The sequence below is a fragment of the Streptomyces ortus genome (assembly GCF_026341275.1).
GTDB classification, from domain to species: Bacteria; Actinomycetota; Actinomycetes; order Streptomycetales; family Streptomycetaceae; genus Streptomyces; species Streptomyces ortus.
The window spans coordinates 4818151-4840075 of sequence record NZ_JAIFZO010000002.1; the positions used below are offsets into that span (position 1 = coordinate 4818151).

Annotated in this window: 18 protein-coding genes and 1 pseudogene; 11 read left to right on the top strand and 8 right to left on the bottom strand. The window is 71.9% G+C overall.

What is annotated here, in order from left to right:
* Positions 1 to 34 precede the first annotated feature (34 nt).
* From K3769_RS24660 to K3769_RS24670, 3 genes are all read right to left on the bottom strand, one after another.
* A complete protein-coding gene (locus tag K3769_RS24660; RefSeq protein ID WP_282566243.1) occupies positions 35 to 697 on the bottom strand; it encodes a hypothetical protein in 663 nt (220 codons plus the stop codon).
* On the bottom strand, positions 685 to 1311 hold the full coding sequence (locus tag K3769_RS24665; protein WP_267028518.1) for a SigE family RNA polymerase sigma factor: 627 nt from the start codon (positions 1309 to 1311) through the stop codon (positions 685 to 687). Before K3769_RS24665 ends, K3769_RS24660 begins: the two co-directional genes overlap by 13 nt.
* A 272-nt stretch (positions 1312 to 1583) precedes the next feature.
* Positions 1584 to 2513 (bottom strand): HhH-GPD family protein, encoded by a 930-nt coding sequence (locus K3769_RS24670; protein WP_267028519.1) that lies wholly within the window; start codon positions 2511 to 2513, stop codon positions 1584 to 1586.
* Between the two features lie 214 nt (positions 2514 to 2727).
* On the opposite strand from K3769_RS24670, the gene K3769_RS24675 reads away from it, so the two are divergent.
* Complete coding sequence (locus K3769_RS24675; RefSeq protein WP_267028520.1) at positions 2728 to 3561, top strand: hypothetical protein; 834 nt, start codon at positions 2728 to 2730, stop codon at positions 3559 to 3561.
* Positions 3562 to 3958: 397 nt separating this feature from the next.
* Here the strand turns inward: K3769_RS24675 and disA are convergent, their stop codons facing one another.
* Both disA and radA read right to left on the bottom strand, forming a co-directional pair.
* Positions 3959 to 5083 carry a DNA integrity scanning diadenylate cyclase DisA gene (disA, locus tag K3769_RS24680; RefSeq protein WP_267028521.1) on the bottom strand — a complete coding sequence of 375 codons (1125 nt, stop codon included), beginning with the start codon at positions 5081 to 5083 and terminating at the stop codon, positions 3959 to 3961.
* Between the two features lie 71 nt (positions 5084 to 5154).
* Positions 5155 to 6564: a DNA repair protein RadA gene (gene radA / locus K3769_RS24685; RefSeq protein ID WP_267028522.1), complete on the bottom strand. Its 1410-nt coding sequence runs from the start codon at positions 6562 to 6564 to the stop codon at positions 5155 to 5157.
* Between the two features lie 233 nt (positions 6565 to 6797).
* On the opposite strand from radA, the gene K3769_RS24690 reads away from it, so the two are divergent.
* On the top strand, positions 6798 to 8714 hold the full coding sequence (locus tag K3769_RS24690) for a BACON domain-containing protein (RefSeq protein ID WP_267028523.1): 1917 nt from the start codon (positions 6798 to 6800) through the stop codon (positions 8712 to 8714).
* Between the two features lie 88 nt (positions 8715 to 8802).
* Here the strand turns inward: K3769_RS24690 and K3769_RS24695 are convergent, their stop codons facing one another.
* Positions 8803 to 9696, bottom strand: coding sequence for a DUF3109 family protein (locus tag K3769_RS24695; RefSeq protein WP_267028524.1), 894 nt, complete (start codon positions 9694 to 9696; stop codon positions 8803 to 8805).
* A gap of 71 nt (positions 9697 to 9767) precedes the next feature.
* Between K3769_RS24695 and K3769_RS24700 the strand changes: the two are divergent.
* The 4 genes and pseudogenes from K3769_RS24700 to ilvD all read left to right on the top strand — a co-directional run.
* Positions 9768 to 10691, top strand: a pseudogene (locus K3769_RS24700) (Ppx/GppA family phosphatase); the annotation flags it as partial.
* A gap of 139 nt (positions 10692 to 10830) precedes the next feature.
* Entirely contained in the window at positions 10831 to 11655 is an 825-nt protein-coding gene (locus tag K3769_RS24705; protein WP_267028525.1) for a sugar phosphate isomerase/epimerase family protein, read from the top strand.
* Entirely contained in the window at positions 11652 to 12272 is a 621-nt protein-coding gene (locus K3769_RS24710) for a TetR/AcrR family transcriptional regulator (RefSeq protein WP_267028526.1), read from the top strand. Before K3769_RS24705 ends, K3769_RS24710 begins: the two co-directional genes overlap by 4 nt.
* A 168-nt stretch (positions 12273 to 12440) precedes the next feature.
* Positions 12441 to 14294 (top strand): dihydroxy-acid dehydratase, encoded by a 1854-nt coding sequence (gene ilvD, locus K3769_RS24715; protein WP_267028527.1) that lies wholly within the window; start codon positions 12441 to 12443, stop codon positions 14292 to 14294.
* Positions 14295 to 14439: 145 nt separating this feature from the next.
* Here the strand turns inward: ilvD and K3769_RS24720 are convergent, their stop codons facing one another.
* Positions 14440 to 16731 (bottom strand): serine/threonine-protein kinase, encoded by a 2292-nt coding sequence (locus tag K3769_RS24720; protein ID WP_267028528.1) that lies wholly within the window; start codon positions 16729 to 16731, stop codon positions 14440 to 14442.
* A gap of 167 nt (positions 16732 to 16898) precedes the next feature.
* On the opposite strand from K3769_RS24720, the gene K3769_RS24725 reads away from it, so the two are divergent.
* The 5 genes from K3769_RS24725 (at position 16899) to proC (ending at position 20478) form a co-directional block, all read left to right on the top strand.
* Positions 16899 to 17261 carry an SH3 domain-containing protein gene (locus K3769_RS24725; protein ID WP_267028529.1) on the top strand — a complete coding sequence of 121 codons (363 nt, stop codon included), beginning with the start codon at positions 16899 to 16901 and terminating at the stop codon, positions 17259 to 17261.
* A gap of 102 nt (positions 17262 to 17363) precedes the next feature.
* Positions 17364 to 17828 carry an EamA/RhaT family transporter gene (locus K3769_RS24730; protein ID WP_267028530.1) on the top strand — a complete coding sequence of 155 codons (465 nt, stop codon included), beginning with the start codon at positions 17364 to 17366 and terminating at the stop codon, positions 17826 to 17828.
* Between the two features lie 76 nt (positions 17829 to 17904).
* Positions 17905 to 18762, top strand: a complete 858-nt coding sequence (locus K3769_RS24735) for an ABC transporter ATP-binding protein (protein WP_372515026.1) — start codon at positions 17905 to 17907, stop codon at positions 18760 to 18762.
* On the top strand, positions 18759 to 19577 hold the full coding sequence (locus tag K3769_RS24740; protein ID WP_267028531.1) for an ABC transporter permease: 819 nt from the start codon (positions 18759 to 18761) through the stop codon (positions 19575 to 19577). The genes K3769_RS24735 and K3769_RS24740 overlap by 4 nt, the downstream gene beginning before the upstream one ends.
* 91 nt (positions 19578 to 19668) lie before the next feature.
* A complete protein-coding gene (gene proC, locus K3769_RS24745) occupies positions 19669 to 20478 on the top strand; it encodes a pyrroline-5-carboxylate reductase (protein ID WP_210881848.1) in 810 nt (269 codons plus the stop codon).
* 60 nt (positions 20479 to 20538) lie between these two features.
* Here the strand turns inward: proC and trpS are convergent, their stop codons facing one another.
* On the bottom strand, positions 20539 to 21537 hold the full coding sequence (trpS, locus tag K3769_RS24750) for a tryptophan--tRNA ligase (protein ID WP_267028532.1): 999 nt from the start codon (positions 21535 to 21537) through the stop codon (positions 20539 to 20541).
* Between the last annotated feature and the right edge of the window lie 388 nt (positions 21538 to 21925).

A 21925-nucleotide genomic window follows, 5' to 3' on the forward strand; every position in this document is an offset into this window, starting at 1 on the left:
TCGTCTTCTCGGTCGGTCGGTCCGTCGGTCGGTCCTACTGGTCGGTGGGTGCCGCCGACTCGCCGCCCACCACTTTGCTGTAGTCGTTGTGCGTCCTGGCCCGCTCGGTGAAACGGGTCGCCGTCCAGTGGTACGTGATCACTTCCTCGCCGGACGGATACGTCACCGAGTCGTTCCTCTCGTACACCTGCTGGGTGATCACCAGGTCGCCCCGGTCGATCTCCGCGTACACCGGGGGCTCCTCGGCGCGGAAGACGTTCTTGTACCCGTCGCCCTCCTCGCGGTACACGTACGAGCCGACGCCGACCGCGTCCCCGCAGGTCATCACGTTGATCACGACGTCCGCACGGGAACCGCCGGTGAGGTTGCCGTACGACACGTCGACCGGGTACTCGTCGCCGACGCAGGGCTTCAGATCGCGCTTGACCGCCGTGCTGACCCCGGGGTCGGACCTGACCAGCCGGACCGCGTTCACCCGGTCGGGAGTGGCCGACGCGGGGGCCGAGGCGGAGGGCGCCGCGTCCCGGGCGCTCCCGGCGGCCGAGTCGGAGAGGGCCGGGCCCTCGTCCCGGGCGCCGGTGCCGCCCGTACCGCAGGCGGACACGGAAAGGCCGAGGGCGGCGAGCACGGCCGCTGCCGTGATCACCGCCTTCCGGACCCCACGGGCCCGCGGAGCCTCTGGGTCTAGGCCGCGCAACGCTCCCGCTCCTCACGCTTCGGCACCCGTACGCCGAGCCTGCCGTTCCCGCCGTTGTCGCCGACGCCGTTCCCACCGGGGGTTCCGCCGCCGGTCCCGTCGCCGCTCGCGTCGTTCTCGGCACGGGCCCGGCGCTCCAGCTCCTCACGGAGCCGGGCGAGTGCCCGGTGCAGTGTGCTCTTGACCGTGCCGGCCGACATACCGAGGGCGGCGGCCGTCTCCTCCGTGGACATCTGCTCCCAGTGTCGCAGCACGACGACGCTGCGCTGCTTGGGAGCCAGCACCTTCATGATGTCCATCAGCAGCGCGCGGTCCGCGTGCTGCTCGGTGGAGTCGTCCACGCTCGCGTCCGGCAGCTGCTCGGTGGGGACCTCCTCCAGCTTGCGGGCCCGCCACCACTCCGTACGCGTGTTGATCATGACGCGGCGCAGATAGGCGTCGGCGAGGCGCTTGTCCGCGATGCCGTCCCAGCGTCCGTACGTCCGCACCAGCGCGGTCTGCAGGAGGTCCTGGGCGTCGACGGGGTCGGGGACCAGACGGCGTGCGCTGCGCAGCAGCGCGTCCTGCCGAGTGCGTACGTACTCCTCGAACTCAAGCACCTCGCCGTGCGCCATTCCAACCGCCTCCGTCCCCGTTCCGGCCTGGGTGCTGCCGGCTGTCCGTTGCCTGCCGTACCGCCGGTCCGCGGTACGGCACTGAAGTTACGGAGCTGTTGTCACGGGGTTGTCCGAGCGAGCATGCGAGGAGCGCTCGGCTGTCCATAGGTTGTGTAACGGAAGTAGGGCCTGGGTAAAGGGGGGTGCCGACTGGGGCGGGTACGAGGCGTTTTGCCCGCCGAGCCTCTGTTACGTGGCCCGGTGACGCCCGTCATCCAGCTCGGACCGGGTCAGCCGTGCGGGAGCCGGTACAGACCGCCGACGAGCGGTTCGACGAGTCCGTCGGCCACCAGTCCGTCCAGGGCGCGGGCCCGCTGCACGGGCTCCTCCCAGACACGGTCGAGGACCGACTGCGGGACGGGGGTGACCGCCTCGCGCAGTACGGCGAGCAGCCGGCCGCGCACCTGCCGGTCCGTACCCGCGTAGGTCTGGCCGCGCCGCGGCGGCCCGTCGTGCGCCGGCTTCCCGGCCAGCCGCCAGGTGCACAGGGCGGCGATCGGGCAGCGTACGCACGTCTCGTTCTTCGCCGTGCAGACGAGCGCGCCGAGCTCCATGGACGCGGCGGCCCAGAGCGCGGCCGTGCGCTCGTCGTCGGGCAGCAGCGTGCGGGCGAGCTTGCGCTCGGCGGCGGTCGTGGCGTTCGGCGGGTACTGGACGCCGGTGACGGCCCGCGCGAACACCCGCCGCACGTTCGTGTCGAGGACGGTGTGCCGCTGCCCGTACGCGAACGAGGCCACCGCCGCGGCCGTGTACTCGCCGATGCCGGGCAGCGCGAGCAGCTGCGCGTGCTCCGTGGGTACGTCGCCGTCGTGCCGCTCCGTTATGGCGACCGCGGCGCCGTGCAGGCGCAGGGCGCGGCGAGGGTAGCCGAGACGGCCCCAGGCGCGGACGGCCTCGCCCGGGGTGTCCTCGGCGAGATCGGCGGGTCGCGGCCAGCGGGCCATCCACTGCTCGTACACCGGGAGCACGCGGCTCACCGGTGTCTGCTGCAGCATGAACTCGCTGACCATCACCCCCCACGGGCCCGCGTCGGGCCGCCGCCACGGGAGGTCGCGGGCGTGCTCCTCGAACCAGTCGATGACGGGGGCGTGCAGGTCGTCGCCGACGGTTTCGGCTGCGTCGGCCTGGGCGGGGATCGTGGGTTTCGTGGGCGCAGTCATGGCACGGCCGATTCTTTCACGCGGTGGCGCGTACGGAGGTGTGGCGGGGGTCGCGGCGTGTGGTGGCCGCGGACGGGTGGGAGCCGACCGCACCCCTCGAAGTAGGGCTTTGGAGGGCCCTCGAAGCAGTCCCGAGCTGATGATCAGAAAAAGTTGGGGCCGTTGACGGCGGGTGAGGCCAGTGAACTCCCCGATCTCTCGTACAGTTTGCGCCGTGGGATCTCTGCGCAATCCGGTCGGGCCGCTTCCCTCCTCCATCTACTGGCGACGGAGGGCCATTCTGGCGTCCATCTTCGCCGTGATGGCCCTGTTGGTCACCTGGGTGGTGACCAACGACGGCGGAGGCGGCGGAAAGAACGACGCCGACGGGTCCAACGGCAAGAACCCCACCGCGTCGATCACGCCCGGCCCCTCGGACTCGGAGTCCGCGATCAGCCAAGCGCCGGGCGGGCGCGACGAGTCGAGCGACGGCGGTTCCCAAGGTTCGGGCGGCTCCGGGGGTTCTGAGGGTTCCGGTGGCTCGGGCGGGTCGGGCGGTTCCGGCACGGGCGGAGGCGGTTCCGGCTCCGGTTCCGGCGGTGGTGGCGGGGACGACGGCGAGGGCGGCGGTGGCTCGGGCGACACGGTGCCGGCCGGGTCGAGCCTCCCCAACTGCACACCGGGCTCGGTGAAGTTGACGCTGCGCAGTGTCCACAACTCGTACACGCCCGACGAGAAGCCCACCTTGGAACTGGTCGCCAAGAACTCCTCGGACAGCGACTGCAAGCTCGATCTCGGTCCGAAGAGCGCGGTGCTGACGATCACTCAGGCGAAGGGCGACGACGAGATCTGGTCCTCGGCCGACTGCCCGACGGGTGCGGCGAGTGTGCTGTTCCGCATCCCGGCGAACGATCAGGTCATCCGCACGGTCGAGTGGAACCGCAAGGCGAGCGCGCCGCAGTGCGCGACCCCGCCGGCGCTCTCGGCCACGCCCGGCACGTACCTGGTCGAAGCGAAGTCGGCGGGCCTGCCCAAGGCGCAGACCTCCTTCGTCCTGAAGCAGGACTAGGACCGGACCAGCAACAAGGGCCCGGCCGCGCCCGCCGCGCACCTGCTTTCAGGGGCGCGGGGAACTGCGCGAACGGTGCCCGCATCGGGCCCGCACCCGAGAGCCGAGGCCGCCCCAGGCCCGCTGCTTTCAGGGGCACGGGGAACTGCGCGATCGGTACCCATAGCGGGCGCGCACCCGAGAGCCGAGGCCTCCTCAGGCCCGCTGTTTTCAGGGGCGCGGGGAACTGCGCGATCGGTGCCCGCATCGGGCCTGCACCCGAGAGCCGAGGCCGCCGCCCCAGGCCCCCTGTTTTCAGGGGCGCGGGGAACTGCGCGAACGGTACCCATAGCGGGCGCGCACCCGAAAGCCGAGGCCGGCCCCCACCCCCAGGGGGCCACGCCAAACCGCCGGACGGCTACACGTAGCGTTCGAGGATCGACGACTCCGCCAACCGCGAGAGCCCCTCCCGCACGCTCCGCGCCCGCGCCTCCCCGACCCCGTCCACGGTCTGCAGGTCGTCCACGCTCGCGGCGAGCAGCTTCTGCAGCCCGCCGAAGTGCTCGACCAGCCGGTCGATGATCGCGCCGGGCAGCCGCGGCACCTTCGCCAGCAGCCGGAATCCCCGCGGCGACACCGCGGAGTCGAGCGCCTCGGGCGACCCCGTGTACCCCAGCGCCCGCGCCACGGTGGGCATTTCGAGCAGCTCCGCATGGCTGAGCGCGTTCAGCTCGAACAGCGCCTCGTCCACCGTCCGGGACCGCTTGGCCGTCGGCTCGGGCACATAGTCCCGTACGACGAGGGACCGCTCGGGCTCGACCCCGGCGATCAGCTCGTCCAGCTGGAGGGAGAGCAGCCGCCCGTCCGTGCCCAGCTCCACCACGTACTCGGCGATCTCCGTGGCGATCCGGCGCACCATCTCCAGGCGCTGGGCCACCGCCGACACGTCCCGGACGGTGACCAGGTCCTCGATCTCCAGCGCGGACAGCGTGCCCGCGACCTCGTCGAGCCGCAGCTTGTACCGCTCCAGCGTGGCCAGTGCCTGGTTCGCGCGGGACAGGATCGCGGCGGAGTCCTCCAGGACCCGTCGCTGCCCGTCCACGTACAGCGCGATCAGGCGCATGGACTGGGATACGGAGACGACGGGGAAGCCGACCTGCTTGCTCACCCGGTCCGCCGTGCGGTGCCGCGTGCCCGTCTCCTCGGTGGGAATGGTCGGGTCGGGGACCAGCTGCACGCCGGCCCGCAGGATTTTGGTGATGTCCTTGTCCAGCACGATGCCGCCGTCGAGCTTGCACAGCTCGCGCAGCCGCGTCGCGGTGAACTCGACGTCCAGCACGAATCCGCCGCTGCACATCGCCTCGACGGTCTTGTCCCAGCCGAGCACGATGAGCCCGCCGGTGTTGCCGCGGAGGATGCGCTCCAGGCCGTCGCGCAGTCCTGTGCCGGGTGCCACAGCGCTGAGAGCCGTGCGCATCAGGCCATCGGTGCCGGAACTCCCGCCGGACTTGCCGGGAACCGCTGCCCGGTCGTTGGCTGCCACTGCACTCCTCCGGTCGCAGGCTTTCTGAGGGCGCCCTGGGTTCGTACGGACGGGCGAGACCTGGGCAAAGTCTACCGGCGCTCTTCCTCGTCCCGTGGGGCGTCTCGCCGACGCGACCTCGGGAGGACCCGGAGCGCGTCCCCCATGTCGGCCACTTCCAGGACCTTCATACCGGGAGGGACCTTGCCCGGGTCGCCCGGAACAAGGGCGTGGGTGAAGCCCAGACGGTGGGCTTCGGCGAGTCTGCGCTGGACGCCCGTGACCCGTCTGACCTCGCCCGCGAGCCCCACCTCACCGATCGCGACGAGGTTCTGCGGGAGCGGGGTGTCGCTCGCCGCGCTGGCCAGCGCGAGCGCGATCGCGAGGTCCGCGGCGGGCTCGGACAGTTTCACGCCACCGACCGTCGCGGTGTAGATGTCCCGCTTCCCGAGGGCGCTGATCCGGCCGCGCTGCTCCAGGACGGCGAGCATCATCTGGACGCGGGAGGTCTCCAGGCCGGACGTCGTACGCCGCGGAGTGGGGATCTGGGTGTCCACGGTGAGCGCCTGCACCTCCGCCACCAGCGGGCGGCGGCCTTCGAGGGTGACGGTCAGGCAGGTGCCGGGGACGGGCTCGGACCGGCGGGTGAGGAAGAGACCGGAGGGGTCGGCGAGCCCGGTGATCCCCTCGTCGTGCAGCTCGAAGCAGCCGACCTCGTCCGTGGTGCCGTACCGGTTCTTGACGCCTCGTACGAGGCGCAGGCGCGCGTGCCGGTCGCCCTCGAAGCTCAGGACGACGTCCACGAGGTGCTCCAGGAGGCGCGGTCCCGCGATGGCGCCGTCCTTGGTGACATGGCCGACCAGGAGCGTGGCCATGCCGCGCTCCTTGGAGGCGCGGATCAAAGCCCCGGCCACCTCGCGGACCTGGGACATGCCGCCGGGTGCGCCGTCGATCTCCGGAGAGGCCACCGTCTGCACGGAGTCGACGATGAGCAGGGACGGCTTCACCGCGTCCAGGTGGCCGAGGACCGCCGACAGGTCGGTCTCCGCCGCCAGATACAGATGGTCGTCGATCGCCTTGATGCGGTCGGCGCGCAGCCGGACCTGGCTCGCCGACTCCTCACCCGTGATGTACAGCGTGCGGTGCTCGTCGCTCGCCGCCTTGGCCGCCACGTCCAGCAGCAGCGTCGACTTGCCGACGCCCGGCTCGCCCGCCACGAGCACCACCGCGCCCGGTACGAGACCACCGCCGAGGACGCGGTCCAGCTCGGGCACACCGGTCGAGCGGGCGGTCGCCTGCCGGCCGTCGACCTGGCCGATGGGCAGCGCGCTCGTGGTGACGCGGCCGGGAGCCGTCGTGCGCACGGCGGGCGCGCCGTACTCCTCGACCGTCCCCCAGGCCTGGCACTCGGAGCAGCGGCCGAGCCACTTGGCCGTCTGCCAGCCGCACTCGGTGCAGCGGTAGGACGGCCGGTCCTTCGCGGTCTTCGTACGGGCAGCCATGACACGAACCGTAACCGCCGCCACTGACAGCGCCGTGACGAGCCGTTCGACACCCTTCGTCGATAGCGGGACACCCTTCGCATATCGGCCGCTTTGCAGGGCGAGTCCGGCAGGGACACGACATGGAATACAGGGTGCCTGCCCTCATTTGAGGGATCGTTTCACCCGTATGGATTAAATGTGCTCGAGCAGGGAGAAGGGCCCACCACAAGGCACCTACGGTCGCACGGGTGATGAGCAGCAGTCCCGAGACCTCGACCCGCACCACCGGCGCACACCGGGCGCACCGCGAGGCGCGCGACCGGGCCGCGGCGCGCACGGTGGCGCAGGGCCCGCCGACCCGTTACGAGCCGTACCTGGACGGCCTGTTCACCTACTGCCTGTCGGTGCTGTGCGACCACGACACGGCGACCGCCGCACTGGGTGACGTCCTCGCGCTCGCCGAACGCCGCGGCCATCGCGGCCGGGAGACGCCCGACGACCGCAGGGCCTGGCTGTACGCGCTCGCCCGCTGGTCCTGCCTGCGCAAGCTCGCCGAGGCCAGGCAGCGGCCGCCCGGCGCCCACGCGTCGGGCCGCCCCGAGGGCGCCGCCGCCGGCTCGCGGGCGGGGAGCAGGACCGGTCCGCGGGCGGACGCCCGGACCGCCTCACGCGCGGAGGGCGAGGCCGGGCCCGGCCCCGGCCCGCACGCGGCGGGACAGTCCGCGGCAGCCCGCCCCGCCGCCCGCCGCACTCCTTCCCCCGTCCCGGACGGCTTCGGAGGCCGCGCCGCCGATCTTCCCGACACCGCCGCCGAGGCGGAGCGGCGTCGGCGTGAACTCGCCCTGCTGGCCTGGCCGGAGGCCGCCGGCACGACGCCCGAGCAGCGCGAGGCGCTCGAACTCGCCGTGCGCCACCAGCTCACCGCGCACGAGGTCGCCGCGGTCCTCGGCACCGACCCGGTGGCCGCCCGCGAACTCCTCGCGGCGGGCGCCTGCGAGGTCGAGCGCACGCGCGCGGCCCTGGCCGTCGTCGAGACCGGCACCTGTCCGGGCGTGACCCGGCTCACCGGCGACAACCGCCTCGTCCTCGGCGCGGCCCTGCGCCGCGAACTGGTCCGGCACGTCGACGACTGCCCGCGCTGCCGCCGGACCGCGGAGCGCGCGGGCCCCGGCTCCTGGCCCGGCACCAGCGTCACGCCCGCCGCGCTGCCCGTACTCGAAGCCCCGCGCGCGGCCCTCCACAAGGCGATGACGCGCCTCCCGCGCGCGCGGGGCGCCGGCCCGCGCTTCGACCGGCGCGGCTTTCCGATGGACCCCAAGGACCACGCGGCCCGGCGTGACCGGCTACGCGCGCGTGCCGTCACGACCACGGTCGTCGCCACCGTCGTGGCCGCCCCCGTACTCGCCCTGTGGGCGGCCTACCGGGGGGCACCCCTCATCGGGGAGGGCGCCGACGGCCGGCCGGTCACCGCCAACGAGGGGCAGGACTCCGAGACACTCGGCGGCGAGGGCCCCGGCTACGAGAACGCGGGCAACGCCCGTAACCGGCCCGGCTCCCGCTTCACCCCGCGCAGCGGCTCGTCCGACGTCTCCGTGGAGGTCGTCAGCGTGGCGCCGGGGCAGCAGGGCGGGCTCTCCGTAGAGGCCAGTTCCGACGGTGGCACGACACTGATCACCCTCACGGCGACCGGCGATTCGGCGGTCCGCTGGTCGGCGCGGACCGCGGCGTCCTGGCTCTACCTGAGCCGGTCGTCCGGGACTCTGGAACCGGGGCAGTCGCTCACGGTCAAGGTGTACGTCGACCATCTGCGTGAGCCCAACGGGGCGTGGAACGCCCGGGTGGCGGTCGGCCCGGCGGGGGCGGTGGTCACGATCAGCGGTTACGGGACCGCGGGTCCCACGCGGCCGGGGCCCCGGCCGGATCCGCCTGCGCCGAGCGGGCCCGGGCCGTCGGATCCCGGGCCCGGACCCGGTCCCTCGGATCCCGGGCCCGAGCCGACGCCGTCCGGGCCCTCACCGTCCGATCCGGGGCCGTCCGAGCCCGAGCCGGAGCCGACGCCGTCCGGGCCGGGGCCGTCGGATCCGGAACCGGAGCCTCCGCCGGGCTCCCCCGGAGGGGATGAGCCGACGTCAGGGGGCTCCGGTGACCCGAGTCCCTCAGGGAGTTGAACGCTCCCCAGGGTGGCTCTCCGGGTGCGGGTCCGTCGTGGCGGCGCGCGCAGTTCCCCGCACCCCTGACGGGACCCGCACGCTGCCCCTACGGGAGGCGGGGCGGGTCAGCCGGGTGAGGGGCCAGGAGGGGGAGCTGGGAGGCCAGGCGCTCCTCGCACAGGTCCACCAGCCGGTCGTAGCCCGACTTGCCCATCAGCTCGATCAGTTCCGGGCGGTACGAGACGTAGACCGGGTCCCCCGCGCCGTGGGCGGACGTCGCCGACGTGCACCACCAGTGCAGGTCGTGCCCGCCGGGACCCCACCCGCGGCGGTCGTACTCGCCGATCGAGACCTGCAGCACCCGCGTGTCGTCGGGCCGGTCGATCCACTCGTACGTCCGCCGGACCGGCAGCTGCCAGCAGACGTCCGGCTTGGTCTCCAGGGGCTCGCGGCCCTCCTTGACGGCCAGGATGTGCAGCGAGCAGCCCATGCCGCCGGCGAAACCGGGGCGGTTCTGGAAGATGCAGGACCCCTCGTAGGGGCGCGTCTGCCGGTCCCCGTCCTCGTCCTGCGAGACCCAGCCGGTCGTGGTCCCCACGTCGTGGTGCTGCCAGATGTCCGGCGTGAGCCTCGCCACGTGGTCCGACACGCGCTTCTCGTCGTCCTCGTCCGAGAAGTGGGCACCCAGCGTGCAGCATCCGTCGTCCGCCCGGCCCGCCTGGATCCCCTGGCAGCCGCTTCCGAAGACGCAGTTCCAGCGAGAGGTCAGCCATGTCAGATCGCAGCGGAAGACCTGCTCGTCGTCGGCCGGATCCGGGAACTCCACCCACGCACGCGCGAAGTCGAGCCCCTTCTCATCGCCCTTGGGGGCCCTCGGGGTCTTGGGGGCCTTCGGAAGCTTTCCGGGCTTGGACGGCTTCACCCGAAGCGAGTCCTTCGCGGGCCCCGCGGCGGAATCCTCGGCCGATTTGTCGCTCTTCGCCTTTTTCGTCTTTGGCACCAGTCCAGAGTAAGTCGCTCACGACCACTCTGGGGACGGCCGGACGGGCCGGGCGCAGTAGCGTGCCGTACATGAGACTCGGTGTCCTGGACGTGGGTTCGAACACGGTGCACCTGCTGGTGGTGGACGCACACCCCGGCGCGCGCCCGCTGCCCGCGCATTCGCACAAGGCGGAGCTGCGGCTCGCCCAACTTCTGGACGACAGCGGCGCGATCGACGCCGAGGGCGTCGACAAACTGGTCGCCGTCATCCAGGAGGCGCTGGAGGCCGCCGAGGACAAGGGCGTCGAGGATCTGCTGCCGTTCGCGACCTCGGCGGTGCGTGAGGCCAGCAACGCCGACGAGGTGCTGGCCCGGGTGCGCGAAGAGACCGGGGTGGAGCTGCAGGTCCTCACCGGCGCGGAGGAGGCCCGGCTCACCTTCCTCGCCGCCCGCCGCTGGTTCGGCTGGTCGGCCGGGAAACTGCTCGTCCTGGACATCGGCGGCGGTTCGCTGGAGATCGCGTACGGGATAGACGAGGAGCCCGACGCGACGGCCTCGCTGCCGTTGGGCGCGGGGCGGCTGACCGCGGGCTGGCTGCCGAGCGACCCGGCGGACCCGGCGGACGTGCGGGCTCTGCGGCGCCATGTGCGGGCCCAGATCGCCCGTACGGTCGGGGAGTTCAGCCGGTTCGGGGCGCCCGACCATGTGGTCGCCACCTCCAAGACGTTCAAGCAGCTCGCCCGGCTGACCGGTGCCGCCCGCTCGGTCGAGGGCCTGTACGTCCAGCGCGAGCTCAAGCGCCGGTCGCTGGAGGACTGGGTCCCGCGCCTGGCCTCCATGACGACCGCCGAGCGCGCGGAACTCCCCGGCGTCTCCGAGGGCCGCGCGGGCCAGCTCCTGGCCGGCGCGGTGGTGGCGGAGGGGGCGATGGACCTCTTCGAAGTAGAAACGCTGGAAATCTGCCCCTGGGCCCTGAGGGAGGGAATAATCCTCCGAACCCTGGACCAAATGCCCCCCACCCTAGCCCGCAAGGGGCGCGGGGAACAATTGCAGCAAACCCCCGCGCCGGCCCAGCCGCGCCCACCCCACCCCCGCCGCCCGGCCAAACAACCCCGCCCGCCCCACCGACGGACCCACCCCGTAACCTGTCCCCGTGGCAGAACCAGTCGTGCGCATCCCGGATGCGAAGGTCGCCCTGTCCACGGCCTCCGTCTATCCGGAGTCGACGGCGACGGCCTTCGAGATCGCCGCACGCCTCGGCTACGACGGCGTCGAGGTGATGGTGTGGACCGACCCCGTCAGCCAGGACATCGAAGCCCTGCGCCGCCTCAGCGACTACCACCGGATCCCGATCCTCGCCGTACACGCCCCCTGCCTGCTCATCACCCAGCGCGTATGGTCCACCGACCCGTGGATCAAACTCCAGCGCGCCCGCGCGGCAGCCGAGAAGCTCGGGGCGAGCACGGTCGTCGTCCACCCCCCGTTCCGCTGGCAGCGCCAGTACTCCCGTGACTTCGTCACCGGAATCTGGCAGATGGCCAACGAGACGGACGTACGATTCGCCGTCGAAAACATGTACCCCTGGCGCTACCGCGATCGCGAGATGCTCGCGTACGCACCCGACTGGGACGTGACGAAGGACGACTACCGGCACTTCACGATCGATCTGAGCCACACCGCGACGGCCCGCACCGACGCGCTCCAGATGGTCGACCGCATGAGCGACCGCCTCGGCCATGTCCATCTCGCCGACGGCAGCGGCTCCCTCAAGGACGAGCACCTGGTCCCCGGCCGCGGCACCCAGCCCTGCGCCGAACTGCTCGAACGGCTCGCCCTGTCCGGCTACGACGGCCACGTCGTCATCGAGGTCAACACCCGCCGCGCCATGTCGGGCGCCGAGCGGGAGGCGGATCTCGCGGAGGCGCTGGCCTTCACCCGCCTCCACCTGGCCTCGGCGGTCCGGGTCCCGCGTACATGAGCGCCGCCGCCCCCGCCCCGCGACGCCGCGGACGCCCCTCCCGTACGGACGCACAGGACGCCCCCGCGGCCCGCGACCGCATCCTGGCGGCGGCCCGCGAGGAGTTCGCGGAACGGGGCTTCGAGAAGACCTCCATGCGCGCCATCGCGAAGGCGGCGGACGTGGACTCGGCGCTCGTACATCACTACTTCGGTACGAAGGAGCAGGTTTTCGAGGCGTCCATCGCGGTCGTCGTCGGCCCCCTCCTGAGCGCGCCCGACTCGGTCGGTGAAGGCCCCCTCGACGGCGTGGGCGAGCGGCTGGCCCGCTTCTTCTTCGGCGTCTGGGAGAACCCGGCCACCCGCAAGGCCCTGCTCGCGATCGTCCGCTCGGCGGTGAACAACGAGACCGCGGCCGGTGTCTTCCGCCGCCTGATCTCCACCCAGCTGCTGCGCAGAATCGCCCTCCAGCTGGACCTCCCGGACGCCGAACTGCGCGCGGAACTGGCTGCCGCGCAACTCGTGGGCATCGCGATGCTGCGGTACGTGATCAAGGTGGAACCCCTCGCCTCCGCCGCCCCGGAACAGATCATCGACCGGGTCTCCCCGGTGATCCAGTCCCACCTGACAGCCCCCTGATCAGGGGCGCGCCCAGTCCCGTACGGCCGACACCCGAAACCCGAGCACCCGGACCCTGAACACCCGGAACCCGAGACGACAATCCCGCATACCGGACACCCCGTCCGAACCCTGGATGCCGGGCGTACGCTCGACAGCAGTCAACACTCTCCGAAGGAGCGAGCGGCCATGCCCGAGCTGAGGTCCCGCACAGTCACCCACGGACGCAACATGGCGGGCGCCCGCGCCCTTATGCGCGCCTCCGGTGTACCGGGCGCGGACATCGGCCGTAAGCCGATCATCGCGGTCGCCAACTCCTTCACGGAGTTCGTGCCCGGCCACACCCACCTCCAGCCGGTCGGCCGGATCGTGAGCGAGGCCATCACGGCGGCGGGCGGCATCCCGCGCGAGTTCAACACGATCGCCGTCGACGACGGCATCGCGATGGGCCACGGCGGCATGCTCTACAGCCTCCCCTCCCGCGACCTGATCGCGGACAGCGTGGAGTACATGGTGGAGGCCCACTGCGCCGACGCCCTGATCTGCATCTCGAACTGCGACAAGATCACGCCCGGCATGCTGATGGCGGCCCTGCGCCTGAACATCCCGACGGTCTTCGTCTCCGGCGGCCCCATGGAGTCCGGCCGCGCCACGCTGGTCGACGGCTCGGTCCGCACGCTCGACCTGGTCGACGCGATCTCCGACGCCGTGAACGACAACATCTCGGACGAGGACATCCTCCGTATCGAGGAGAACGCCTGTCCGACCTGCGGTTCGTGTTCGGGCATGTTCACGGCCAACTCCATGAACTGCCTGACCGAGGCCATCGGCCTCTCCCTCCCCGGCAACGGCTCGGTCCTCGCCACGCACACGGCCCGCAAGGGCCTGTACGAGGACGCGGCCCGCACGGTCATGGACATCACCCGCCGCCACTACGAGCAGGACGACGAGTCGGTCCTGCCGCGCAACGTCGCCACGTTCGCGGCCTTCGAGAACGCCATGGCCCTCGACATCGCCATGGGCGGCTCGACCAACACGATCCTGCACCTGCTGGCCGCTGCCGAGGAGGCGGGCGTCCCGTTCGGCCTGGACGAGATCAACGCCGTCTCGCGCCGCGTGCCCTGCCTCGCCAAGGTCGCCCCGAACGTGGCGAAGGACCGCACGTACTACATGGAGGACGTGCACCGGGCCGGCGGCATCCCCGCCCTGCTCGGCGAACTCCACCGCGCCGGCCTGCTGAACGAGGACGTGCACTCGGTGCACAGCCCGTCCCTCGCCGACTGGCTCAAGACCTGGGACGTCCGCGGCGGCTCCCCCTCCCCGGAGGCCCTGGAGCTGTGGTTCGCGGCGCCCGGCGGCGTCCGCTCGTCCGAGGCCTTCTCCCAGTCCGAGCGCTGGGCCGCCCTCGACGAGGACGCGGAGGGCGGCTGCATCCGCTCGGCGGAACACGCGTACTCCAAGGACGGTGGCCTCGCGGTCCTGAAGGGCAACCTCGCCGTCGACGGCTGTGTCGTGAAGACGGCGGGCGTGGACGAGTCGATCTGGACCTTCGAGGGCCCGGCGGTCGTCTGCGAGTCGCAGGAGGAGGCCGTCGACAAGATCCTCAAGAAGGAGATCACGCACGGCGACGTCGTCGTCATCCGCTACGAGGGCCCCAAGGGCGGCCCCGGTATGCAGGAGATGCTCTACCCGACGTCGTTCCTCAAGGGCCGGGGCCTGGGCAAGACCTGCGCCCTGATCACCGACGGACGCTTCTCCGGCGGCACCTCGGGCCTGTCCATCGGCCACGCCTCGCCCGAGGCGGCGTCCGGCGGCACGATCGCCCTCGTCCGGGACGGCGACCGCGTCCGCATCGACATCCCGAACCGCAGCATCGAGCTGCTGGTCTCCGACGAGGAACTGGCCGAGCGCCGCGAGGCACTCAAGGGCGTGTACGCCCCGGTCGCCCGCGAACGCAAGGTCTCGGCCGCCCTGCGCGCGTACGCCGCGATGGCGACCAGCGCGGACCGCGGCGCGGTCCGGGACGTCTCGCTGCTCGGCTAGGGCGTTTCTGATGGATCTCCGTGGGTGCCGGGCGTCGCGACGCCGCGGAGATCCATCAGCCCTAGCCCGACGCCTTCGCCGGATCTCCCGGCGCGTCCGAACCCGCCCGGTTCTCACCACCGGGCGGGTTCGCCGTTCACGGGGTTCACCAGTCGGCGGGCCTGCGGGCGTCGACGCCGAAGACGCTGCCGTCGGGCGCGCTCGCGTAGACCCGGTCGCCCACGACCATGGGCGCGAGCACCTCGGCCACGACCCGTTCGCCGTCGTCGCCGAGCCGGGTCGGGGTCTGCCCCACGAGCCTGCCGGTACGCACATCGGCCGCGAGCAGCCGTCCGTCCGGGGCGCTGACGTACACGTTCCGGTCGTCGGCGGCCGGCGCCGAGGCCCTGCTGACCGAGGTCTCACGACGCCAGCGCTGCTTGCCCGCCTCGATGTCGACGGCCACCAGCGCGCCTCCCGCGGCCAGTAAATAGACCGCGTCACCGTGCAGGGCGGCCGAGGCGGACGGCAGCGGCAGGTCGAGCGGAATCCGCTGCTCCTTCCCACCGTCCGACGTGCCGTCCGGTGTGTAGCCGACGATGCTCCGTGTCTCCTGGGACGCGTTCACGGCGGTCAGCCAGAGAGTGCCCCTGCGCGTACCGACCGGGGTGAGCAGCCCGTCGAGGCGGTGCCGCCAGCGCACGTCCCCGGTCCGTGGATCCACCGCGATCACCCGCGTGCCCGTACCGTCGGGCGTCAGCGTCGTCGCGTACGCGAGTTCGCCGCCGAAGTACGCGAAGGCGGGCTGGGCCCCGCCGGCCGGGCGGCCCTGCCAGAGCCGCTCCCCGGTCCGTCCGTCGATGCCGGTGACCGTGCCGTCGCCCGCGGTCAGCAGCACGGTGTCGCCCGCGTACCGCGCACCGCCCCCGTACGCCGCGGTGTCCAGCTTCCAGCGGGTTCGGCCCGTGTCAGGGTCGAGGGCGACCAACTGCCCGCCGGCCGCGGTGACCGTGTGCACGAGGCCGCCGGACAGGACGGGCGCGGAGACCTGACCGTCCTCCCCGTTCTTCGCCGGGCGTGTCCACCGCGCCTTTCCGTCCCGCGGGCCGAGGGCGCCGGCGAGTACACCGGGACCGGCACAGAGCAGGGCTCCACCGCCGTACGTGCACTTGGCCATGGCGTCCCGGCCCGTACCCACCTTCGTGACCCACGGCCGGAACGCCTCCCCGGCGGACGCGCCCGTGCCACCCGCTCCCGAGCCCGGTCGCCGTCCGGAACCGTCGTCACCCGGCAGCCCGGCCAGCAGCGCACCACCGACCGCGAGCGCGACCACGCCCCCGAACGCGCCGACGAGAACGCCCCGGCGCCGGAAACGCCCCGAACCCGGCCTCCGATCCGTCCCCGGCTTCGGATCCGCCCCCGGCTTCGGATCCGCGCCTGTATCCGAGCCGTCGGATCCCGCAGGCGTACGCAGCTTGCCGCGCACGTGAGTCGTACGGTCGCGGGAGTCGGCCACGGCTTCCGCCGAAGGCGCGGGTATGCCCGCCGAGGGCTCCGCCGCCGTCTCCGCCGTCTCCGCCGCGCGCTGTGCCGGTATGAAGGCCTGCGTGTCGTAGAGGGACGAGACATGCCGCAGTTCGGCCATGAGCTCGTCGGGCGTCGGCCGTTCGCCGGGTTCCTTGGCGAGGCAGCGGGCGATCAGCGGAGCCAGGTCGTCGGGGACGTCCGTCAGATCCGGTTCGTCGTGCACCACCTGGTAGGCCACGACATAGGGACTGTCGGAGTCGAAGGGCCCGCGCCCGGTCGCCGCGTGCACCAGGACGGACCCGAGCGCGAAGATGTCGGCGGCCGGTCCCACCTCGCGCGGGCGGCGGAACTGCTCGGGGGCCATGAAGGGCGGAGTGCCGATCAACTTGCCCGTCTCCGTGCGCAGTTCGCTGTCCGACGGCCGCGAGATACCGAAGTCGATGACCTTGGGGCCGTCCTCGGCGAGAAGGACGTTGCTCGGCTTGAGGTCGCGGTGCACCACACCGGCACGGTGGATGTCGCGCAACGCCTCTGCGAGCCCGGCCATCACCTGACGCAACTGCGCGGACGACAGCGAACCGTTCCGCTTCACGTGCTCCGCGAGCGTCGGTCCCGGAATGAAGAGGGTGGCCATCCAGGGCCGGTCCGCCTCGGGGTCGGCGTCCACGACGGGCGCGGTGAACGCACCGCTGACCCGCCGCGCGGCAGCCACCTCCTGCTTGAACCGCCCTCTGAACTCCGCGTCCCTGGCGAACTCGACGTTGATGACCTTCACCGCGAGCCGCAGTCCCGACGCCGAGCGGGCCAGATGGACCACGCCCATGCCGCCCGAGCCGAGGCGCGACTCAAGGCGGTACTGCCCTGCGTACTCGGGAAGTTCCGCTTCTGGATCCGACCCGGCAGCCGATCCGGCGATGCGTCTTGGCGGCATCGTCCACCCCCGTGAATTGCGTACGCACGCGCGACGCACGGAGCCTAGTCGATGGTTCGTACGAGACCCACGCGGCTTGCTAGCCTCCGCGTGCACAAAGCAAGGACAGCGTTTCGAGACACCACATTCGAGACAACGCGTGCACCACATCCAACGGGGAGACACAGATGGCAGTCGAAGAGGCCAGAGAAGCCACCGAGCCCGAAGCGGCCGAGGCGGCCGAGGCGGTCGAGGGGAACGCGGTGAGCGAGGCGGCCCGGGCAGCCGCGGCGGTAGCGGCCCAGGCGCTCTACTCGATCGCACCCGGCCACACCCTGAACGTCCGCAGCGGCCCCGGCACCCAGTACCGCCTGATCCGCACGCTGGCGCCGGGCTCCAGGGTGCCGATCTTCTGCCAGCGCCCGGGGGAGACGATCAGCGGTCCCTACGGGACGACGAAGATCTGGGACAACATCGAGGTCGGGGAGTACGTCTCCGACGCGTACGTGCACACGGGCAGCGACGGTTACGTGGCATCACGCTGCGCCTGACGCACAGGCCGATCGTCGCCTCGGCCGCAAACCCGGTGGGCCGCCGGCCGAGGCGATAATCAACCTGTGAGCGACAAACCAGTCAAACCAGCCAAACCAGCCATGCCCTCCGCAACCCCCGCGACCCCCGCAGGCGGCGCAAGCACCACGGGCCCCCACCCCGAGCCGATCCGCTTCTTCGCGGTGACCTGGGTGAACCACGACGGCGGCTACGCGGTCCGCCGCGCCGCCGTGACCGCCGGTTCGCTCGTTGCGATCGCGGTGAGTTGTCTGGTGCTGCGCTTCGCGTACGAGGGGCTGGAGATCGCGGCCGTGGGCGGTTTCGTCACCGCACTGGTGGTGGTGATGTCCGCCGTCTGCAGCGCCCTCGCGTTCCGCCACACCTGGGCGGGCTATGCGAGGCGTCCGGATCCGGACAGCCAGTCCGCTCTGCGGGGGCTGCTGACCATCGGTTTCGTGGGCGCCCTCGCGGCCTACTTCCTCCGCTCGCTGACGGAGGCGCCGGGCGAGGCCCTGCACCGCACCGAGTACGAAACGGCCCGCCGCCGCCCCCGGACGGCCAGGTAGAGGAGGACTACCAGGCCATCCCCGTCGTCGCCCCGACTGCTTGACGAGGTGCCCACTCAGGCGCATTATTCATCACATGATGAATAATGCGTCCGGCGCCCCTGCCCCCGCACCCCCCCCCCCCCACCACCCCGGCCCAGCCGTCCACGCCGCCGGCCTCACCGTCGTCCGAGGCCCCCGCCAAGTCCTGCGCGGCCTCGACTTCGACATCCCCCGCGGCCGGATCACCGGCCTGCTCGGCCCCTCCGGCTGCGGCAAATCCACCCTGATGAGGTCGATCGCCGGTACCCAGGCCAAGGTCACCGGCACCCTGGACGTCCTCGGCCTCCCGGCGGGCCACGCCGCACTCCGCTCCCGCATCGGCTACGTCACCCAGGCACCCTCCGTCTACGACGACCTGTCGGTCCGCCAGAACCTGGACTACTTCGCCGCGATCCTCGATCCCGGCCGCACCGCCGCCGACCGCCGCCGCGAGAACGTCGAGCACGCCATCGCCGACGTGGACCTCGCCTCCCACGCCGACGCCCTCGCGGGCAACCTCTCCGGCGGCCAGCGCAGCCGCGTCTCCCTCGCCGTGGCCCTCCTCGGCACCCCGGAACTCCTCGTCCTCGACGAACCCACGGTCGGCCTCGACCCCGTACTCCGCCGCGACCTCTGGCAGCTCTTCCACACCATCGCCGCCGACCGGGGCGCCACCCTCCTCGTCTCCTCCCACGTCATGGACGAGGCCGAGCGCTGCCACCGCCTGCTCCTGATGCGCGAGGGCGAGATCCTCGCCGCCGACACCCCGGACGCCCTGCGCACCCGTACCGGAACCGACACCGTCGAAGCGGCCTTCCTCCACCTGGTCGACGAGGCGATCGCCACCGCCGCGGACAACCGTTCCCAGCAGCCCGACCAGCCCCACCAGCCGCGCAAGGAGTCCGTCCGATGACCCGTCCGCCGACCCCTGAAGCGACCACGACCGCCGCCCCGTGTAAGAGCCCGTCCACGCACCCCGAGCCGCACGCGATCAACCTCGCCCGCACCACCGCCACCGCGACCCGGGTCCTGCGCCAGCTCCGCCACGACCCGCGCACGATCGCGCTGATGATCCTCATCCCGTGTCTGATGCTCCTGCTGCTCCGCTACGTCTTCGACGGCAGTCCGCGCACCTTCGACTCCATCGGCGCCTCACTGCTCGGCATCTTCCCCCTCATCACGATGTTCCTGGTGACCTCCATCGCCACCCTGCGCGAACGCACCTCCGGCACCCTGGAACGCCTCCTCGCCATGCCCCTCGGCAAGGGCGACCTCATCGCCGGCTACGCCCTCGCGTTCGGAGCGGTTGCCGTCGTCCAGTCCGTCCTCGCCACCGGCCTCGCCGTCTGGGCCCTCGGCCTCGACGTCACCGGCTCCGCCTGGCTGCTCCTCCTGGTCGCGCTCCTCGACGCCCTGCTCGGCACCGCCCTCGGCCTCTTCGTCTCGGCGTTCGCGTCCTCGGAGTTCCAGGCCGTCCAGTTCATGCCGGCCGTGATCTTCCCCCAGCTCCTCCTCTGCGGCCTGTTCACCCCGCGCTCCGAGATGCACCCCGTACTCGAAGGCATCTCGAACGTCCTCCCCATGTCGTACGCCGTCGACGGCATGAACGAAGTCCTCAAGCACACCGACGTCACCGCCACGTTCGTCCGGGACGCCCTGATCGTCGCCGCCTGCGCCCTCCTCGTACTGACCCTGGGCGCGGCCACCCTCCGCCGCCGCACCGCCTGACCGCGTCCCGCCCAGCGGACGGCGCGGCCCGCCCCGGGCCCCCGGTGCGAGGATGGGCCCCGGACGACGCACCCCCGGAGGGCAACCGAACATGACCCAGAAAGTCGCAGTGCTCGGCACCGGCAAGATCGGCGAGGCCCTGCTCAGCGGAATGATCCGGGCCGGCTGGGCCCCCGCCGACCTCCTGGTCACGGCCCGCCGCCCCGAGCGCGCCCAGGAACTCCAGGAACGCCACGGCGTCACCCCGGTCACCAATCAGGAGGCCGCCAAGACGGCGGACACGCTGATCCTCACGGTCAAGCCCCAGGACATGGGTACCCTCCTCGACGAACTCGCCCCGCACGTCCCCGCCGACCGCCTGGTCATCAGCGGCGCCGCGGGCATCCCCACCTCCTTCTTCGAGGAACGTCTCGCCCAGCGCACCCCCGTCGTCCGCGTCATGACGAACACCCCCGCCCTCGTCGACGAGGCCATGTCCGTCATCTCCGCGGGCAGCCACGCCACCGCCGCCCACCTCGCGCACGCCGAGGAGATCTTCGGCGCGGTCGGCAAGACGCTCCGCGTCCCCGAGTCCCAGCAGGACGCCTGCACCGCCCTCTCCGGCTCCGGTCCGGCGTACTTCTTCTACCTGGTCGAGGCCATGACGGACGCCGGCATCCTGCTCGGCCTGCCCCGCGACAAGGCGCACGACCTGATCGTCCAGTCCGCGATCGGCGCCGCCGTGATGCTCCGCGACAGCGGCGAGCACCCCGTGAAGCTCCGCGAGAACGTCACGTCCCCCGCGGGCACCACGATCAACGCCATCCGCGAACTGGAGAACCACGGCGTACGGGCCGCCCTCATCGCGGCCCTCGAAGCGGCCCGCGACCGCAGCCGCGCACTGGCCTCCGGCAACAGCTAGACCCCGACGGTGCGGGGCGGCCCACTCCACCGCGCCCCGCCCCGCACCGCCCTCCCGGCGTCACCCCGCGGGCAGCAGCCCGATCGCCCGGTACGCCGCGTCCACCCTCGGCCGCGCCATCTCCCTCGCCCTCTCCGCACCCTCGCGCAACACCCCTTCCACGTACGAGGGATCGGCGCACAGCTCCTGGTGCCTCCGCTGTACGGGTTTGAGGAGCTCCACCACGGCCTCGGCGGTCTCCTTCTTCAGGGATCCGTACGTCTCGTACGCACCGGCCAGTTCCTCCGGATCCCCACCCTCACAGGCCGCGAGGATCTCCAGCAGATTGGAGACCCCGGGCCGGGCCTCCCGGTCGTGGACGACATCGCTCCCGCTGTCCGTGACGGCCCGCATGATCTTCTTCCGCACGGTCTCGGGCTCGTCGAGCAGATAGACGACTCCGGGCCCCACGTCGTCGGACTTCCCCATCTTCGACGTCGGATCCTGCAGATTCATGACCCGCGCCGCCACCTCGGGATGCGTGGTCCGAGGCACCACGAACGTCCGCCCGTACCGCTGGTTGAACCGCACCGCGAGATCCCGCGTCAGCTCCACATGCTGGGTCTGGTCGTCCCCCACCGGCACCTCGTCGGTCCCGTACGCCAGGATGTCCGCCGCCATCAGCACGGGATACGTGAGCAGCGACAGCCGCACACTCCCGCCCCGCGCCCGCTCGGCCGCCGCCTTCTCCTTGTACTGGATCATCCGGCGCATCTCGCCGTCCGTGGCCACGCACTCCAGCAGATACGACAACCGCGCGTGCTCATCCACATGACTCTGTACGAAGACGGTGCACAGCCGGGGATCGAGCCCGGTGGCCAGCAACAGGGTGGCCGCCTGCCGGCTCAGCCTGCGCACCCGCCCGGGATCGTGGTCCACGGTCAGCGCGTGCAGGTCGACGACACAGAACAACGCGTCGGCCTCGTGCTGGTCGACCTCGCTCCAGCGCCGCATCGCCCCCAGGTAGTTGCCCAACGTCAGATGCCCGGTCGGCTTGATCCCGCTGAAGACCCGCTTCATCCCGCTACCTCCTGGTCGAGGCCGCCACCACCGCCGGCCGGCGCTCCAGGACGGAGATACAGAAACGGCCGCCGAGGAGGCGGCCGTTGAGTACACGCGTAGGTACGGCCGCCGTCAGGCGGCCCACCACAGCTGGGTGCACGCGTGCGTAGTCATGACCCAGAGGGTACGCCTGAGGGGTGGTCCCTGTACCCGAGTTGACACGCCCTTCCCCGCTACGTAGTGTTCTCCGAGTTGTCCGACGTGAGCGCCGACTTCGGTTGGTCCCCGGACAGACATTCCGCAACAAGCACACAGCGATCGACGACCCGTCGTCGGTTCGTTTTCATGCGTGTTTGCGAAATGAGGAATCCGCGTTCGAGAGAGCGCAACCCCGATTAGCTCGGGG